Source organism: Egicoccus halophilus, assembly GCF_004300825.1.
GTDB classification, from domain to species: domain Bacteria; phylum Actinomycetota; class Nitriliruptoria; order Nitriliruptorales; family Nitriliruptoraceae; genus Egicoccus; species Egicoccus halophilus.
Genome location: NZ_CP036250.1, coordinates 1,074,577 through 1,090,665, shown reverse-complemented (window position 1 = coordinate 1,090,665; position 16,089 = coordinate 1,074,577). Strand labels below are relative to the sequence as shown.

Here is a 16,089-nt window from a genome sequence, read left to right as displayed (position 1 = left end):
GTCACACCTCCACCTTCGCGTTCGCGTTGCGGCCGGGGGCCGGACGCTCGCGCAGGTGCGAACGGCCGCGGCGGTCGGCGGCCTCCCGCGCCGCCTGACGCTTCTCCCGGAACCCGGAGTAGCCGGCCTGGAGCCGGTAGTCCATGTCGATCTCGTGGGTCACCAGCGACGGGTCACCGAGCCGGAACAGCTGGTCGGCGGGGACCACGGCGTAGTCCACGCCCTCCTTGTGGCGGAAGTGGGTCTCGCGCACGAGCAGCAGCGCGGTCTGCGCGTCGGCGGCGTGGACGGCGCCGACGTGCTCGAGCGGGTCGTCGGCCTTGCGGCGGCCGAACACCTCGAAGACGGGCATGACGGTCCTCCTCAGGCCGCGGCGACGACCGGTGCACGGTCACCGGTGACGATCTGTCGGACCCACTCGTGGTCACGCGCCAACGCCTGGCGCCAGTACAACCGCGAGGCGGTCGCCGGGGTCGGCTCACCCTTGACGATCTGCTTGAGCTTGTCCCAGTCCGGCTCGGTGTAGGACCAGGCCTTGGTGTCCGCGTCGTAGCGCAGCGCCGGGTCGGGGGTCTCGATGCCCATGTCCCACATCTTCGGGACGTAGGTGTTGATCCACTCCTGGCGCGACTGCTCGTTGGTGCGGCTCTTGACGCCCCAGTGGATCATCGGGTCGTCCTCGGCGGCGACGTCGGTGCCGAAGAAGTGCATGATCGGCTCCCACCAGCGGTTGACCGCCTCCTGGAGCATCGCGAACTGCTCGTCGGTGCCGCTGGCCATGGCGAGCATGATGTCCTCGCCGTGGCGGTAGTGCAGCGACTCCTCGGCGACCACGCGGCGCATGACGCGCACGTAGGGCAGGTAGGAGGTCTCGAGCAACGCCCGCTGGGTGACGATCGCGGCGCCGTCGACCAGGAACCCGATGCAGGCCACGTCGCCCCACGAGTGCGTCGGGTAGTGGAAGACGTTGTGGAACTTGCCGCGACCGGCGATGAGGTCGTCGTACATCTGCTGGCGCGGCTTGCCCAGCGTCTCGGCGACGCGGTAGATCAGGTGCGCGTGGCCGACCTCGTCCTGGACCTTGGCGGCCAGCGAGCGCTTGCGACGCAGCGACGGTGCCCGGGCGATCCACTCGCGCTCCGGCAGCGCCCCCATGATCTCCGAGTTGGCGTGCATCTCGATGAACTTGAGGTTGAGCTGCCGGTAGGTCTCGGGCATCCAGTCGGTCGCCTCGACCTTGCCGCCGGCGTGCAGGTGCGCGAGGAACTCCTCGGTCCGCTGCTCGTCGGTCGTCTGCGTTGCCGCGACCATCGCCTCGCCTCTCGTCGTCGAAACTCTCGGGCGCCCGGACCGGCCGTGCGTGCGCCGCCGCGGATCGTGCGCCGCAACGCATGGCCCCGCGCGTGAACTGCCGAACCGACGCCGAACCGAACGCGGCCGAACCGAACGTTCGGTCGGTAGGGTACCGCAGGCCCTCGTCGGACTCAACCCCCGCATGACGGCTGTTCCGCCACACCGCGACTCCCCCGCTCGCCGCCACGCGTGGGGCAGGTCTCGACGTCGTGGCGGCGCCAGCCGCCGGCGCGGGCGCCCTCCACGGCATCCGTGGAGCCGTGGAAGACGCCACCCGTTCCACGACTCCACGGGTCCGACTCGGGTCGCGACGAACCTTCCATGCGTGGAGTCGTGAACGATCTCCGTCGTTCCACGACTCCACACCTGGGGACGGCGCGCCGGGGGCATTCGCGCGCGTCCACGCTCGACGCGCGGCACCCGGGTCGCAACGAGCGTCCGGGGCCGCGAGGACGTCGCTCGACGTCGGCCGACCGCCGTGCGCGCACTAGTCCGTGCACCGCAGCGGACAGTGGCCACATGGCCTACACTGCTCATCGACGCCGTCGTGGGGGGTGGCCCCGGTCGGCCGGCACGTTCGGGAGGCGTGCCGGCCGACCGCGCGTGCCGGTCCGGGCACGGCGACCGGCGGAGCCTGCGCGTCGGGCCGGCCGGGCGAGCCGTCGACCGGCGCCCGAGCCCGTCGACCGGCGCCGAGCGGCCGTACGAGTCGCTGCCACCCAGCGAGTAGGTTGTGGACGTCCCCGGCACCCGGCGGATGGATGGCCCCTGCGCGCGCGTCGACGCGCCCCCCGGGCCGGTCACCACCGCCGGCGACGACGACGTGGAACGGCTTCCCACATGACCAAGATCATCTACACCTACACCGACGAGGCACCGGCGCTGGCCACGCACTCGCTGCTGCCCGTCGTCGAGGCCTTCGCCGGCGCCGCGGGCGTCGAGGTGGAGACGCGTGACATCTCGCTGGCCGGGCGCATCCTCGCCGCCTTCGCCGACCGTCTGCCCGAGGACCAGCGCGTCCCCGACGCCCTCGGCGAGCTCGGTGAACTGGCCAAGACGCCCGAGGCCAACATCATCAAGCTGCCCAACATCAGCGCCTCGATCCCGCAGCTCAAGGCCGCGGTCAAGGAGCTGCAGGCAGCCGGCTACGACCTGCCCGACTACCCCGAGTCGCCCGCCGACGACGACGAGCGTGACGCCAGGGCCCGCTACGACGCCGTCAAGGGCAGCGCGGTGAACCCGGTGCTGCGCGAGGGCAACTCCGACCGGCGCGCGCCGTCGGCCGTCAAGGAGTACGCCCGCAAGCACCCGCACTCGATGGGTGAGTGGTCCGCGGACTCGCAGTCCCACGTCGCCACCATGGGCCGCGGGGACTTCCGCAGCTCGGAGCGCTCCACGACCGTCGACGCTCCCACCGACGTGCGCATCGAACTGGTCGACGCCGACGGCGGGACGAGCGTGCTCAAGGCGTCCACGCCGCTGCAGGCCGGCGAGGTCATCGACGCGGCGGTGATGCGCAAGGCGGCCCTGGTCGAGTTCCTGCGCGAGCAGGTCGAGGACGCCCGGCAGCAGGGCGTGCTGTTCAGCGTGCACCTCAAGGCCACGATGATGAAGGTGTCCGACCCGATCATCTTCGGGCACGCCGTGCGCGCCTACTACGGCGAGCTGTTCGAGCAGCACGGTGACACCTTCCGTCGGCTCGGCGTCAGTGCCAACGACGGCATGGCCAGCCTCGAGTCGGCCCTCGACCAGCTCTCGGACGACGAGCGCGAGGCCATCACCGCCGACATCGCGGCCGCCTACGAGCGCGGTCCGGACCTGGCGCAGGTCGACTCGAACCGCGGGATCACCAACCTGCACGTGCCGTCCGACGTGATCGTCGACGCCTCGATGCCGGCCATGATCCGCACGTCCGGCCAGATGTGGAACGCCGACGACGAGACCCAGGACGCCAAGGCGGTCATCCCCGACTCCTCGTACGCCGCGCTCTACCAGGAGACGATCGAGCACTGCAAGCAGCACGGGGCCTTCGACCCGTCCACGATGGGCACGGTGCCCAACGTCGGACTGATGGCGCAGAAGGCCGAGGAGTACGGCTCCCACGACAAGACCTTCGAGATCCCGGCCGCCGGCACCGTCCGGGTCGTGAGCGCCGACGGCGACACCCTGCTCGAGCACGACGTCGAGGAGGGCGACATCTGGCGCATGTGCCAGACCAAGGACGCCCCGATCCGCGACTGGGTGAAGCTGGCCGTCAACCGGGCCCGTGCCACCGGCTGGCCGGCGGTCTTCTGGCTCGACCGCGACCGCGCCCACGACGCCGAGCTGCTGAAGAAGGTCGAGGTCGAGCTCGAGGGGCACGACACCGACGGCCTGCAGATCGAGATCCTGCCGGTGGCCGAGGCAACCCGCTTCACGCTCGAGCGGGCGCGCAACGGCGAGAACACCATCTCGGTGACCGGCAACGTCCTGCGTGACTACCTCACCGACCTGTTCCCGATCCTCGAGCTCGGCACCAGTGCGAAGATGCTCTCGATCGTGCCACTGATGCGCGGCGGCGGGCTGTTCGAGACCGGTGCCGGCGGCTCGGCGCCCAAGCACGTGCAGCAGTTCGTCAAGGAGAACCACCTGCGGTGGGACTCGCTGGGCGAGTTCCTGGCGCTGACGGTCTCCTTCGAGCACTTCGCCGAGCAGGCCGGCAACCCCAAGGGGCAGGTGCTGGCCGACACCCTCGACCGGGCGATCGGCACCCTGCTCGAGGAGGGCCGCTCGCCGCAGCGCAAGGTCGGCCAGCTCGACAACCGGGGCAGCCACTTCTACCTCGCGTTGTACTGGGCGCGTGAGCTCGCCGGGCAGTCCGCCGACACCGAGCTCGCCGAGGCCTTCACGCCGCTGGCCGAGCAGCTCGGCGAGCAGGAGGACACGATCGTCGAGGAGCTCGCCGGCGCACAGGGCTCGCCGGTCGAGCTCGGCGGCTACTACTGGGTGGACCGCGACAAGGTGACCGAGGCCATGCGCCCGAGCGCGACCTTCAACGGGATCCTCGACGGGTTCGCCGCCTGAGGCGACCCCGGACGGGCCCACGGCATCCGCACCCGAGCCCACCCACGACGACGACGGAGAGGAGCGCCGATTCCGGCGCTCCTCTCCGTCGTCGCACCGCGGTGCATCGGCGCCGCGCTGCGTCGGCCCGGCCCGACGCCGGATCCACCCGGCGTCGCCGCGCGAGCCGCTGCTAGCGTGCTGGTCCGAGGACCCGGCCCACGGACCAGGCATGAACGACGGCAAGGCGGGAACGTCACGGCGCCGCAGCGGACTGGCCTGGTTGGTCCGCATGCTCGACGCGTCCGACCTCGACGTCCGGGTCCTGCCCGAGCTCGCCACGGCCGTGTTCCCCCACGCCGGCCAGCACGGGAGCTGGGAGGTCTACTGCCGCTCCGGCGACCCGGCCCCCCAGGTGGCGGTGTACTCGCTGCACCCGCGCGAGGTGCCCGCCAGACACCGCGCGGCGATGGCGACGCTGTTGACGCGGGCCAACTACGGGCTGCTGATCGGCAACTTCGAACTCGACCTCGCCGACGGTGAGCTGCGGTTCAAGACCAGCCTCGACCACGGCGCGGACCAGCTCACCGGCACGCTGCTCGCCTCGCTGATCGAACACAACGTGGCGGCCTTCGACCGCTACCTGCCGGCGCTCGACGCCGTGCTCGACGGCGAGGTCGAGGAGGCCGACCGACGCCTGCAGGTCGCGGAGGCCGACGCCACCTGACGGCGTGGAGCGCTGCCTCGCCGTGGGTGGCACGCCCGCCACGCCCTCGCTACGGTGCCCGCAGCAGACGCCGAGGGAGCCCGCCGGACCGGGGGCTGAGATCGCGCCGGGCGGGCGCGGTACCTCGGAACCTGATCCGGGTCATGCCGGCGGAGGGAGCGCGTCGTGCGGGTTCCGAGCTTCCCGCCCCTGCACGTCATCACCGACGACCGTCCCGGTCGCGACGTCCTCGCGACCGTCACGGCGGCCCTGTCGGCCGGTGCCCCGTGCATCCAGGTGCGGACCAAGCACGGCCGCGACCGCGACCGGCTGACGCTGGCACGCGCGGTCGTCGAGCGGTGCCGGGAGGCGTCGGCGACCTGCATCGTCAACGACCGCATCGACCTGGCGCTCGCGGCCGACGCCGACGGGGTGCACCTCGGTGCCGACGACCTCCCGGTCGCCGTGGCCCGCAGGCTCGTCGCTACCCGCCTCGTCGGCGGCACGGCACGCGATCCCGCGCAGGCCCGTCGGCTGGTCGCCGAGGGCGCGGACTACCTCGGGGTCGGCCCCGTCCACGCCACCACGACCAAGGACGGCCTGCCCGCCCCGCTCGGCCTCACCGGCCTGCGACAGGTCGTGCAGGCCGTCGACGTCCCCGTGGTCGCCATCGCCGGTATCACGGTGGCGCGCGTCGCCGAGGTCGTGGAGGCCGGCGCCCGCGGGATCGCCGTCATCGGCGCGGTCGCCGACGCGGACGACCCGGCCACCGCGACGGCTGCGCTGCTCGACGCGCTGGCCGACGCCGGTACGGCGGACGGGGCATGACCGACACGGTCGTCGTCGGTGGCGGGCTGGTCGGCCTGGCCGTGGCCTGGCGCGCTGCCGCCCGGGGCGTGGACGTGACGCTCGTCGACGCCGACCCCGGCAGCGGGGCCTCGGGTGTCGCCGCCGGCATGCTGGCGCCGGTCACCGAAGCGGCCTACGGCGAAGAGGCCCTGCTCGCGCTCAACACCCTCTCGGCGCGGTCGTGGGCCGACTTCGCCGCGGACCTCGGGCGCGCCAGCGGCATCGACGTCGGCTACCGCGACGATCCGACCCTGCTGGTCGCGCTCGACGGCGACGACCTGGCGGCGGTCGACGAACTGCTGGCCTTCCAGCAGCGACTGGGGCTCGACGTGACGCGCCTGCGCAGTCGTGACTGTCGCGCACACGAGCCCCTGCTCCACCCGCGGGTGCGCGGCGGCGTGCTGGCGCGCGACGACCACCGGGTCGACGCCCAACAGGTCGTCCGGGCGCTGCTGGTCGCGGCGACCCGCGCCGGCGTACGGCTCGAACGCCAGCACGCGACCGCGCTCGACCACGCCGACGGCCGGGTCCGGGGCGTGCGACTGGCCGAGGGCTCATCGCTCTCGGCACGGCAGGTCGTGCTCGCGGCCGGTACCTGGTCGGCGGACCTGCACGGGCTCCCCGTCGGCGTGCGCCCGCCGGTGCGGCCGGTCAAGGGCCAGCTGCTGGTGCTGCGGGCGGGGCGGGACGAGCCCCGGCCGGTCACCACCGTGCGGGCCCTGGCCCGTGGGCGGACCGTCTACCTCGTGCCCCGTGACGACGGCCGGCTCGTGGTCGGCGCGACCCAGGAGGAACGCGGCCACGACGTCCGCGTCACCGCCGGTGGGGTGCGTCAGTTGCTCGACGACGCGGTGGCGGTGATGCCGGGAGTGGACGAGCTGACGTTGCTCGACACCCGCGCCGGCCTGCGTCCGGCGACCCCCGACAACCGTCCGCTGATCGGTCCGACCGAGCTCGACGGGCTGCTGCTCGCCACCGGTCACCACCGCAACGGCGCGCTGCTCACGCCCCTGACCGCCGACGCCGTCACCGACCTGCTCACCGACCGCACGCCGGCGGTCGACCTCTCGTCGGTCGACCCCCGCCGCTTCTCGGAGGTACGCGCATGAGCATTGTCCTCAACGGCCGACCGATCCCGGTCGCCGCGGGCACCACCGTCGGCGAACTCGTCGACGCGACCGTTCCCGACCGCCGTGGCGTGGCGGTCGCCGTCGACGGGACCGTCGTCCCACGCACCGCCTGGGACGCCACCGAGCTGCCGTCGTCCGCCACCGTCGAGCTCGTCGGCGCTGTCCAGGGAGGCTGACCGTGTCCGACGCCACCGACGTGCTCCTGCCGCCGCTGCGCATCGGGAGCCTGACCCTGACGTCCCGGCTGATCCTGGGCACCGGCGGCATCACGAACCTGGAGGTCCTCGAACAGGCGGTCGCCGCCTCGGGGACCGAGCTGGTCACCGTCGCCCTGCGGCGGGTGACCGACCGGGGTCCCGGCTCCCTGCTCGACCTGCTCGAGCGCACCGGTGTCGAGGTCCTGCCCAACACCGCCGGCTGCGCCACCGCGACCGAGGCCGTCCAGCTGGCAAGGCTCGCCCGCGAGGCGTTCGGGACCCGCCGGGTGAAGCTCGAGGTGATCGGCGACGAGCACACGCTGCTGCCCGACGTCGTCGAGACCCTCGACGCCGCCGAGACCCTCGTCGACGAGGGCTTCGAGGTGTTCGCCTACACCAACGACGACCCCGTCACGGCCCTGCGGCTGGCCGACCTCGGCTGCGTCGCCGTCATGCCGCTCGGCTCCCCCATCGGCAGCGGCATGGGGATCGCCAACCCCACCAACCTCGCGATCATCCGCGAGCAGCTCGAGGTACCCGTCGTCCTCGACGCCGGCATCGGGACCGCCTCCGACGCGGCGTTGGCCATGGAGGCGGGCTGCGACGCCGTCCTGCTCGCCTCGGCCGTCACCCGGGCACAGGACCCGCCCGCCATGGCCCGCGCCATGCGCTGCGCCGTCGAGGCGGGATGGCTCGCACGCCGCGCCGGACGCATCCCCCGCCGTCGCTTCGCGGTCGCCTCGACCACCGACGTGGGGCGGCCGCAGCTCGGCTCCGCGTCGGGCACGCCGTGACCCGCCCACCGGTCCCGCGGCTGCTACTGGTGACCGACCGTCGACAGGCACGCGCCGATCTCGTCGACACGCTCGCCGCGGCCGTCGAGGTGGTCCCGACCGGCGCCGCCGACGACGTCGCGGTCCTGCTGCGCGACCGCGACCTGCCCGCCGGCCCCCGGGCACGTCTGGCCGGCCGCCTCGCCGAGCGGCTCGCACCGCGCGGGATCCGCCTGCTGATCGCCGGGGACCCCGTGCTCGCCGCGCGGGTCGGTGCCGCCGGCGTGCACCTCGCGGCGCACGAGGCGCTCCCCACCGGGGTGCGGCCGGGTCTGCTCACCCGCTCCTGTCACGACCGCGACGAGGTTCGCGCGGGCGTGCGCGACCGGCTCGACGCGCTCGTGGTCGCCCCCGTCGCCCCCACGCGGTCCAAGCCCGGTCACGGGCCGGCGCTCGGCACCGGGGGCGTACGACGCCTGGCCACCGAGGCCGGCGCGACGCCCGTCCTCGCGCTCGGCGGGGTGGACGTCGCCTCGGTCCCCCACTGGCTCGCGCAGGGCGCGTGGGGCGTGGCCGTGATGGGCGCGCTCATGCGCACCGACGCCCCCGACGCGCTCGTCGCCGACCTGCTGGCCGCCCTCGCGGCGGCGGCCCCCTCCTCGACCACCGGAGCACGCCCATGACGGACTCGTCCCCGACGCCCACCCCGCTCGATGCGTCCCCGACGCCCACCCCGCTCGATGCGTCCCCGACGCCCACCCCTCCGGTCACGCTCAGCATCGCCGGGTCGGACTCCGGGGGCGGCGCCGGCCTGCAGGCCGACCTGCGTGCCTTCGCCGCGTTCGGTTGCTTCGGCACCACGGTGGTCACGGCCGTCACCGCCCAGAACACCTGCGGCGTCAGCGACGTGCACGTCATCCCGACCGCCAGCGTCGAGCGGCAACTCGCGGCGGTCCTCGACGACCTGCCCGTCGTGGCGGTCAAGACCGGCATGCTCGCCACGACCGAGCTCGTCGGGCTGGTCGCCGACGCCGCCGCGGACGGCCGACTGCCACAACTCGTCGTCGACCCGGTGCTCGTGTCGGCCACCGGGCACCGGCTGCTCGAGCCGGCCGCGGTGGCCGCCTACGTCGAACGGCTCCTGCCGCTCGCGAGCGTGGTCACGCCCAACGTCCCCGAGGCGGAGGTCCTCACCGGCCGCCGCATCACCGGGCTCGACGACGCCCGGGCCGCCGCCCGCGACCTGGCCGGCACCGGCACCCGGGTCGTGGTCGTCAAGGGCGGCCACCTCGACGGTCCCCGGGCCGTCGACGTGGTCCTGGCCGACGGCGAGGAGCACCTGCTCGACGCCGCCCGGATCGACACGCCCAACGTCCACGGCACGGGCTGCACGTTCGCCGCGGCGACCGCCGCCGGACTCGCCCGCGGCGACGCCCCGGCCGACGCGGTGGCCGCCGCCAAGGACTACGTCACCACCTGTCTGCAGCGGGCCGCCGGCTGGCGTCTGGGTGGCGGCCCCGGACCGCTGGACCACCTCGGCATCACGGTCGCGGGCTGACCACGACGGACGAGACGAGGCCACGACGGACGAGACGAGGCCGCGACGGACGAGACGAGGCCGCGACGGCGGAGACACGCCTGCCGACGTGAGGCACCGACTGGCAGCGAGCTTGCGCAACCTGGCGGCACTGCCGGTGGTCGTGGCGGGCGCGACCCGCGACGCTGCGTCCTCGCCGTCCACCGCTCGCCGTGCAGGAGCCGTGCCATGTCCGACGCCCTGATCGTCATCGATGTCCAGCGCGGGTTCGCCGATCCGGCCTGGGGGCGCCGCGACGACGTCGACGCCGAGTCCAACATCGCCGCCCTGCTCGCCGCCTGGCGCGAGCGTGGTGCGCCGATCGTGCTCGTCCGGCACGACTCGGTCCTGCCCGACTCCCCGCTCCGTCCGGGCCGGACCCGGCAATGACCTGCTCGAGACCGTCGCCGGCGACGCCGACCTGCTGGTGACCAAGACCGTGAACTCGAGTTTCTACGGTGAGCCGGACCTCGACACCTGGTTGCGCGAGCGCGGCATCGACGCCGTCACCGTGTGCGGCATCTCGACCAACCACTGCTGCGAGACCACGGCGCGCATGGCCGGCAACCTCGGCTACGCCGTCCGGTTCGTCCTCGACGCCACCGTGGCGTTCGACCGTCGAGGGCCCGACGGCGAGGTGGTGCCGGCCGAGACGATCCGGCGGGTGACGGCTGCGAACCTGCACGACGAGTTCGCCGCGGTGGTCTCGACCGCCGAGGTGCTGCGGCCCACCGCGTCGACGCTCGGATGAGCTCGCGACCTGCGGCCCATCGGTCCGCGGCCCGACCGCACGGCAGCCCCGCGGCAGCGGCTCGGCGACGCTCGTGACGCTCGGCGTCAGGGCAGTGCCGCGGACTCCACCCCCGCGAACCCGGGGCCGGTCCTCGGCGCCCGTTCGCCCGCACCGTCCGGCGTGGCGGCGGGGCGTGGCACGGCCGTCGTGAGCTCGAGCGGGCGTTGCCACCAGCTGACGTCGTGCCAGGCACCGAGCTTGAAGCCCACGGCCGTGAAGACCCCGACGTGCGCGAAACCGAGCGTCTCGTGCAGCCGCACGGCGGGCTCGTTGGGCAGGGTCACGCTCGCGAGTGCCCGGCGGAAACCCAGGTCCAGCAGCTCGCGCAGCAGCGCCCGGTACAGCGCGATCCCGACCCCGCCGCGCCGTGCGTCGGCCGTGACGTACACCGAGGTCTCGACCGCGCCGCGGTAGCCCGCCCGCGCTCGGTGCGCTCCCGACGTGGCGAACCCGAGGCAGGCCCCGTCCCGGGTGGCGACCAGGAAGCGGTGCTCGCGTTGGGCGTCCTCGATGCGCTGCCACATCGTGGCCACCGTCGGCGGCGACAGCTCGAACGTCGCTGGTGAGCTCACCACCGCCTCGGCGTAGATGCGCTGGACGGGTGCCGCGTCCCGACGCGGATCGGCTGCCCGGATGCAGATCGTCAACGTCACCTCCTCGACTGCTGCGGGCGCAGCCTGCCGGGGGCGCGTTGCCGGCCCGTTTCTGGCGCGCGAACTCCTCGCGACGTCCGAGGCCGGTTGCGCACCCGGCGCGGGCCCGCAGCCGGCGGGTCCGGTGTGACCACGGACCCGTTCGGTGCCGTCCGGGCCTGCCGCCGCACTTCCCAGCGCGAAGCCGTTGACAACGGCGCCGGAGGTCCCGTAGCGTGTGTAAACGTTCTCGACAACGATTTCTCGGACCACTGGTCCGCGAGATTCCGCGGACCTGGCGGTCCCCGGGGAGGAGTGGGGAACGGTGTCGCCCACCGGGAGGAGGCGGCAGGGATCCGCGGCCGAGCGCCGCACCGGGAGGGACAGGTGGCGAACACCACGCGCAGGACGGTGACGATCACCGACGTGGCGGAAGCCGCCGGCGTGTCCGTCGCCACGGTCTCGCGCGTGATGAACAACCGCTACGGCGTCGCGGCCAAGACCGTCGAGCACGTGCGCACGGTGATCGAGGAGCTTGGCTACGAGGGCAGCCTCGTCGCCCGCAGCATGCGCAGCCGGCGGACCAACGTCATCGGGGTCATCATCATGGACCTCGAGCCCTTCAGCACCGAGCTGCTCAAGGGCGCGGCGCGGGCGATCCACGCGTCGGAGTACGACCTGATCGTGTACTCGGCCGGTGGACACACCACCTACGAGCACCCCGGCTGGGAACGTCGCCTCGTGGCGCGTCTCAACGGCTCCCTGACCGACGGCACCATCCTGGTGACCCCGACGGTGATGGAGATCACGACCGACTCCCCGATCGTCGCCATCGACCCGCACATCGGCGCCAAGGGGCTGCCGGCCATCGCCTCGAACAACTACGACGGCGCCCGCATCGCGATGGACCACCTCACCAAGCTCGGCCACCAGCGCATCGGCTTCATCGGTGGCCGGCCCGACCTGGAGAGTGCGCAGCGCCGTCACGCGGGGTACGTCGACGGGCTCGAGTCGGCCGGACTCGCCCTCGACGAGACCCTGGTGCGCATCGGTGACTACACGCGCGAGGTCGCGCTCACCTGTGCCACCGACCTGCTGGACCTGCCCGAGCCGCCGACGGCGATCTTCGCCGCCAACGACGAGTCGGCGATCGCCGCCCTGCTCGCGGCACGTGAGCGGGGCCTGCGGGTGCCTGACGAACTGTCGGTGATCGGCTTCGACAACCTGCCCGAGGCCGCGCTGACGGATCCACCACTGACCACGGTCGACCAGTCCGTCCAACAGATGGGCTACGAGGCCACCAAGCTGTTGTTCGCGCAGATCGAGGACCCGACCCGTGCCCCGGTCCAGCTCACGCTGCCGACCGAGCTCGTGGAACGCGCCTCGACCCGCGCGGTCTCGCTCGACTGACGGTGTTCGTGGCGCGCCCGCCGGGAACGGCGCGTGCCAGCGACAGCCGCCGGGAACCGAAAGGGCCGCCACGACCGAGCAACGAACGGGGACCCGTGAACGTCATGAAAACGTTCTCGACAACGATGCCGGACGGTCCGGCAGCACCACCGCAATCCATCCATCGATCCACTGGGGAGAGGGAACACCGGTGAGACACCACACGAGGAGAGGCGCCGCGGTCGCGATGGCGATGGCCCTGGCGGCCACCGCCTGCGGCGGAGGCGACGAGCAGGTCGCGCCCGACGGCGCGACCACCGACGGCGACGAGCAGGCCGCGGGGACCGACGGCGACGCCGAGGGCACGATCTCGCTCTGGCACATCCAGACCGAGGTCGCCGACCAGGCGCTGATCGACGACGCCGTCGCCCGCTACGAGGCCGACAACCCGGGCGTGGACGTCGACGTCACCGCGATCGAGAACGACAGCTACAAGACCCAGATCCGCGTCGCGGTGGGTGCCAACGAGGCGCCGTGCATCTTCCCGTCCTGGGGCGGTGGCACGCTGGCCGAGTACGTCGACGCCGGCCAGGTCGTCGACCTCACCGACTACGTCGAGCAGGACGGCTACCGCGACCGCTTCGTCGACGCGGCCTGGTCGGTCGTGGAGATCGACGACCGGGTCTACGGTGTGCCGGTCGAGAACAGCGCCGCCGCGCTGGTCTGGTACAACCGCTCGCTGTTCGAGGAGCAGGGGCTCGAGCCGCCGCAGGACTGGGACGAGCTGCTCGAGGTCGTCGACGCGTTCAACGAGGCCGGGATCGCCCCGTTCGCGCTGGCGAACCAGGCGCCCTGGACCGGCTCGATGTACTACATGTACATCGCCGACCGGCTCGGCGGTCCCGACACCTTCGCCGCCGCCGCCAACCGCACCGGCGGATCGTTCGAGGACCCGGTGTTCATCGAGGCCGGTGAGCGCCTGCAGGAGCTCGTCGAGCGCGACGCCTTCGCCTCCGGCTTCAACGGCATGGACTGGGACGCCGGCGAGTCGCGGCAGCTGATCTACGCCGGCAACGCCGCCATGGAGTTGATGGGCAACTGGAACATCAACATCTTCCGGGGCGAGAACGAGCAGTTCTTCGAGGAGAACATCGGCGTCACCACCTTCCCCGCCATCGAGGAGGGCGACGGTGACCCGACCAACGTCGTCGGCACCATCGGCGACAACTTCTACCACGTGTCGAGCAACTGCGAACTGCAGGACGAGGCGTTCGAGGTCATCCAGTACCTGATCGACGACGAGTCGGTCGAGGCCCGCGTCGACAACGGGCGCATCCCGCCGGTCGAGGGCTTCGAGGCCGAGGACGAGGTCACGGCCGAGGTGTTCTCGATCCTCGAGCAGGCCGACAGCGTGCAGCTCTGGTACGACCAGTTCCTGCCGCCGGAGCTCGCCGACGTGCACCTGAGCACCACCCAGGCGCTGTTCGCCCTCAGCATCACGCCCGAGGAGGCCGCCGCACAGATGGAGGCCGCCGCGGTCCAGTACTTCGGGGAGTGACACCATGCCGGTGCGGCAACCGACCACACCGGCGGTGAGTGCCGACGCCCCGGCGGAGGACGCACTGCGTCCTCCGCCGGGGTCGGGCTCCCGCCGACGGCGCTGGATGGACGCCGAACGCCTGATCGTCCCGGCGTTCCTGGCACCCGCGATGCTGTTCATCGCGGTCTACCTGCTCTGGCCCATCGGGCAGACGGTCCAGCTCAGCTTCTTCTCCTGGAACGGCGTCAGCCCCGTCCGGGACTTCGTCGGCATGGAGAACTGGAGCCGGCTCGCCAACGACCCGGTGTTCTGGCTCGCCTTCCGGAACAACGTCCTGCTGATCGTGCTCTCGATCGGGATCCAGATCCCGATCTCGATGGCGTTGGCCGTCCTGCTCGACCGGTTGCACAACCGGCTCGGCAAGATCCTCCAGGCGGTCTGGTTCATCCCGATGCTGCTGTCCACGGTCGCCATCGGGGTGCTGTTCACCAACGTCTACAACCCCAACTTCGGCATGCTCAACCGCGGGCTGGAGGCCGTCGGTCTCGGCAACCTCACCCGCGCGTGGCTCGGCGAGCCCGAGACGGCCCTGTTCGCCGTCATCGTGGTGGTCATCTGGCAGTTCGTGCCGTTCTACATGATCCTGTTCGCGGCGGCACTCGGGGACCTCTCCGAGGACCTGCGCGGTGCGGCCCTGATCGACGGTGCCACGGAGCGCCAGTACTTCTTCCGGGTGGCACTGCCCGCCCTCAAGCCCGTGATCGGTGTCGCCGTCACCCTGTCGATCATCGGTTCGCTGAAGTACTTCGACATCGTCTGGGTGATGACCCAGGGTGGACCGGTCAACGCGACCGAACTGATGGCCACCTACATGTTCCGCTCGGCGTTCCGGGCCAACCAGGTCGGCTACGGCTCGACGATCGCCTCCGCGCTGTTCCTGACCGTGCTGGTCGCGTCGTTGATCTTCATGGCCTGGCGCACCCAGCGGCGCAAGGCAGAGGAGCGAGGATGAGCACCGCCACCGCACCGTCCACCGCCACGCGCTCCGGCGACGGCCCCGACCGGCGGCGCCGGCTCCGGCCGACGCGTCTGGCCGGCAAGGGCCTGCTCGTCGCGCTCGCGCTGTTGTGGCTCGCGATCGCCGGCGGACCGCTGGCGTTCCTCGTGCTCACCTCGTTCAAGGGGCAGTTCGAACTGCTCACCGAGGCGTTGTGGGCCTGGCCGCAGGATCCGACGCTGGAGAACTTCCGGCTCGTGCTCGAGAACGACTTCTTCGTCTTCCTGCGCAACTCCACCGTGGTCGTGAGCATCTCGGTCGTCCTGGTGCTGCTCGTCAGCGCGATGGCCTCGTACGTGTTCGCCCGGATCCCGTTCAAGCTCCGCACGCCGCTGTTCGCGCTGGTCGTCGCCGGCCTGATCGTCCCCATCCACGTGACCCTCATCCCGATCTTCCTGCTCACCCGCGACCTCGGCATCTACGACTCGATCTGGGCGCTGATCGGCCCCTACGTCGCCTTCAACGTGCCGGTGTCGGTCCTGATCCTCACCGGCTTCATGCAGGCCATCCCGGGCGAGCTCGAGGAGGCCGCGCGGGTCGACGGCGCCGGGCCCGTCCGCCGCTTCTGGTCGGTGGTCCTGCCGCTGACCCGCCCCGGGATGATCACCGTCGCCATCTACAACGGCGTGGTGCTGTGGAACGAGTTCGTCTTCGCGTTCGTGCTCACCACCAGCCGCGCCAACCGCACCCTGCCGCTGGCCATCTGGGACTTCCAGGGCCAGTACGGCAACAACGTCCCCGTCGTGATGTCGGTGCTCACGCTGACGGCGCTGCCGTTGGTGATCGCCTACCTGCTGGGTCAGGAACGCATCACGCGCGGCATCATGGCCGGTGCCCTCAAGGGCTGACCACCGCCCACGCCGCGGTGCGCGTCCGGTTGCCTGACCCCTCACCCGTGTCCCCGATCCACCTCCCGCCCGGCGGCCGATGCCTTGCGGCCGCCGGCGGTGACCAGGAGCTGTGCCCGTGACCACGCAGACGCCGACCGACTCGGCCCCGCTGCCCTACCAGGACGCTGACCGTCCCCTCGACGAGCGCGTCGCCGACCTGCT

Annotated in this window: 15 protein-coding genes and 1 pseudogene; 13 read left to right on the top strand and 3 right to left on the bottom strand. The window is 72.3% G+C overall.

All coding sequences use genetic code 11. From position 1 onward, the window contains the following. Nucleotide 1: 1 nt before the first annotated feature. Both ELR47_RS04930 and paaA read right to left on the bottom strand, forming a co-directional pair. Nucleotides 2-352: a hypothetical protein gene (locus tag ELR47_RS04930; RefSeq protein ID WP_130648879.1), complete on the bottom strand. Its 351-nt coding sequence runs from the start codon at nt 350-352 to the stop codon at nt 2-4. Nucleotides 353-363: 11 nt separating this feature from the next. Continuing rightward, entirely contained in the window at nt 364-1,311 is a 948-nt protein-coding gene (paaA, locus tag ELR47_RS04925) for a 1,2-phenylacetyl-CoA epoxidase subunit PaaA (RefSeq protein WP_130648878.1), read from the bottom strand. An 882-nt stretch (nt 1,312-2,193) separates the two neighbouring features. On the opposite strand from paaA, the gene ELR47_RS04920 reads away from it, so the two are divergent. The 9 genes and pseudogenes from ELR47_RS04920 to ELR47_RS19305 all read left to right on the top strand — a co-directional run bounded on the left by ELR47_RS04920 (nt 2,194) and on the right by ELR47_RS19305 (nt 10,377). Then, the gene (locus ELR47_RS04920; RefSeq protein WP_130648877.1) at nt 2,194-4,416 is read left to right on the top strand and encodes an NADP-dependent isocitrate dehydrogenase; all 2,223 of its coding nucleotides are present in this window, start codon (nt 2,194-2,196) and stop codon (nt 4,414-4,416) included. Between the two features lie 211 nt (nt 4,417-4,627). Continuing rightward, a complete protein-coding gene (locus ELR47_RS04915) occupies nt 4,628-5,122 on the top strand; it encodes a YbjN domain-containing protein (protein ID WP_130648876.1) in 495 nt (164 codons plus the stop codon). Between the two features lie 165 nt (nt 5,123-5,287). Beyond that, the gene (gene thiE, locus ELR47_RS04910) at nt 5,288-5,929 is read left to right on the top strand and encodes a thiamine phosphate synthase (RefSeq protein WP_205745455.1); all 642 of its coding nucleotides are present in this window, start codon (nt 5,288-5,290) and stop codon (nt 5,927-5,929) included. Continuing rightward, complete coding sequence (thiO, locus tag ELR47_RS04905) at nt 5,926-7,059, top strand: glycine oxidase ThiO (protein WP_130648875.1); 1,134 nt, start codon at nt 5,926-5,928, stop codon at nt 7,057-7,059. The genes thiE and thiO overlap by 4 nt, the downstream gene beginning before the upstream one ends. Continuing rightward, entirely contained in the window at nt 7,056-7,256 is a 201-nt protein-coding gene (gene thiS, locus ELR47_RS04900) for a sulfur carrier protein ThiS (RefSeq protein WP_130648874.1), read from the top strand. Before thiO ends, thiS begins: the two co-directional genes overlap by 4 nt. Nucleotides 7,257-7,276: 20 nt before the next feature. Next, nucleotides 7,277-8,071 (top strand): thiazole synthase, encoded by a 795-nt coding sequence (locus tag ELR47_RS04895; RefSeq protein WP_130651222.1) that lies wholly within the window; start codon nt 7,277-7,279, stop codon nt 8,069-8,071. Nucleotides 8,072-8,100: 29 nt separating this feature from the next. After that, on the top strand, nt 8,101-8,733 hold the full coding sequence (locus ELR47_RS04890) for a thiamine phosphate synthase (RefSeq protein ID WP_205745454.1): 633 nt from the start codon (nt 8,101-8,103) through the stop codon (nt 8,731-8,733). Further along, nucleotides 8,730-9,608, top strand: coding sequence for a bifunctional hydroxymethylpyrimidine kinase/phosphomethylpyrimidine kinase (gene thiD / locus ELR47_RS04885; RefSeq protein ID WP_130648872.1), 879 nt, complete (start codon nt 8,730-8,732; stop codon nt 9,606-9,608). The genes ELR47_RS04890 and thiD overlap by 4 nt, the downstream gene beginning before the upstream one ends. Before the next feature lie 207 nt (nt 9,609-9,815). Continuing rightward, nucleotides 9,816-10,377: pseudogene (locus ELR47_RS19305) on the top strand (cysteine hydrolase family protein). Nucleotides 10,378-10,463: 86 nt separating this feature from the next. Here ELR47_RS19305 and ELR47_RS04875 read toward each other — a convergent pair. Then, nucleotides 10,464-11,066, bottom strand: coding sequence for a GNAT family N-acetyltransferase (locus ELR47_RS04875; RefSeq protein WP_130648871.1), 603 nt, complete (start codon nt 11,064-11,066; stop codon nt 10,464-10,466). Nucleotides 11,067-11,438: 372 nt separating this feature from the next. On the opposite strand from ELR47_RS04875, the gene ELR47_RS04870 reads away from it, so the two are divergent. The 4 genes from ELR47_RS04870 to ELR47_RS04855 all read left to right on the top strand — a co-directional run bounded on the left by ELR47_RS04870 (nt 11,439) and on the right by ELR47_RS04855 (nt 15,885). Next, nucleotides 11,439-12,461, top strand: coding sequence for a LacI family DNA-binding transcriptional regulator (locus tag ELR47_RS04870; RefSeq protein ID WP_205745451.1), 1,023 nt, complete (start codon nt 11,439-11,441; stop codon nt 12,459-12,461). A gap of 226 nt (nt 12,462-12,687) precedes the next feature. Beyond that, nucleotides 12,688-13,998: an extracellular solute-binding protein gene (locus ELR47_RS04865; protein ID WP_130648870.1), complete on the top strand. Its 1,311-nt coding sequence runs from the start codon at nt 12,688-12,690 to the stop codon at nt 13,996-13,998. Between the two features lie 106 nt (nt 13,999-14,104). After that, on the top strand, nt 14,105-14,992 hold the full coding sequence (locus ELR47_RS04860; protein ID WP_130648869.1) for a carbohydrate ABC transporter permease: 888 nt from the start codon (nt 14,105-14,107) through the stop codon (nt 14,990-14,992). Beyond that, complete coding sequence (locus ELR47_RS04855; RefSeq protein WP_130648868.1) at nt 14,989-15,885, top strand: carbohydrate ABC transporter permease; 897 nt, start codon at nt 14,989-14,991, stop codon at nt 15,883-15,885. The genes ELR47_RS04860 and ELR47_RS04855 overlap by 4 nt, the downstream gene beginning before the upstream one ends. Nucleotides 15,886-16,089: the final 204 nt, after the last annotated feature.

What these genes read in the sequence shown, in the direction of transcription:
- ELR47_RS04865 (WP_130648870.1), top strand. Translation starts at nt 12,688, where the DNA reads ATGGCGATGGCCCTGGCGGCCACCGCCTGCGGCGGAGGCGACGAGCAG.
- ELR47_RS04930 (WP_130648879.1), bottom strand. Translation starts at nt 352, where the DNA reads ATGCCCGTCTTCGAGGTGTTCGGCCGCCGCAAGGCCGACGACCCGCTC.
- thiO (WP_130648875.1), top strand. Translation starts at nt 5,926, where the DNA reads ATGACCGACACGGTCGTCGTCGGTGGCGGGCTGGTCGGCCTGGCCGTG.
- ELR47_RS04855 (WP_130648868.1), top strand. Translation starts at nt 14,989, where the DNA reads ATGAGCACCGCCACCGCACCGTCCACCGCCACGCGCTCCGGCGACGGC.
- ELR47_RS04915 (WP_130648876.1), top strand. Translation starts at nt 4,628, where the DNA reads ATGAACGACGGCAAGGCGGGAACGTCACGGCGCCGCAGCGGACTGGCC.
- paaA (WP_130648878.1), bottom strand. Translation starts at nt 1,311, where the DNA reads ATGGTCGCGGCAACGCAGACGACCGACGAGCAGCGGACCGAGGAGTTC.
- ELR47_RS04860 (WP_130648869.1), top strand. Translation starts at nt 14,105, where the DNA reads ATGGACGCCGAACGCCTGATCGTCCCGGCGTTCCTGGCACCCGCGATG.
- thiS (WP_130648874.1), top strand. Translation starts at nt 7,056, where the DNA reads ATGAGCATTGTCCTCAACGGCCGACCGATCCCGGTCGCCGCGGGCACC.
- ELR47_RS04920 (WP_130648877.1), top strand. Translation starts at nt 2,194, where the DNA reads ATGACCAAGATCATCTACACCTACACCGACGAGGCACCGGCGCTGGCC.
- thiD (WP_130648872.1), top strand. Translation starts at nt 8,730, where the DNA reads ATGACGGACTCGTCCCCGACGCCCACCCCGCTCGATGCGTCCCCGACG.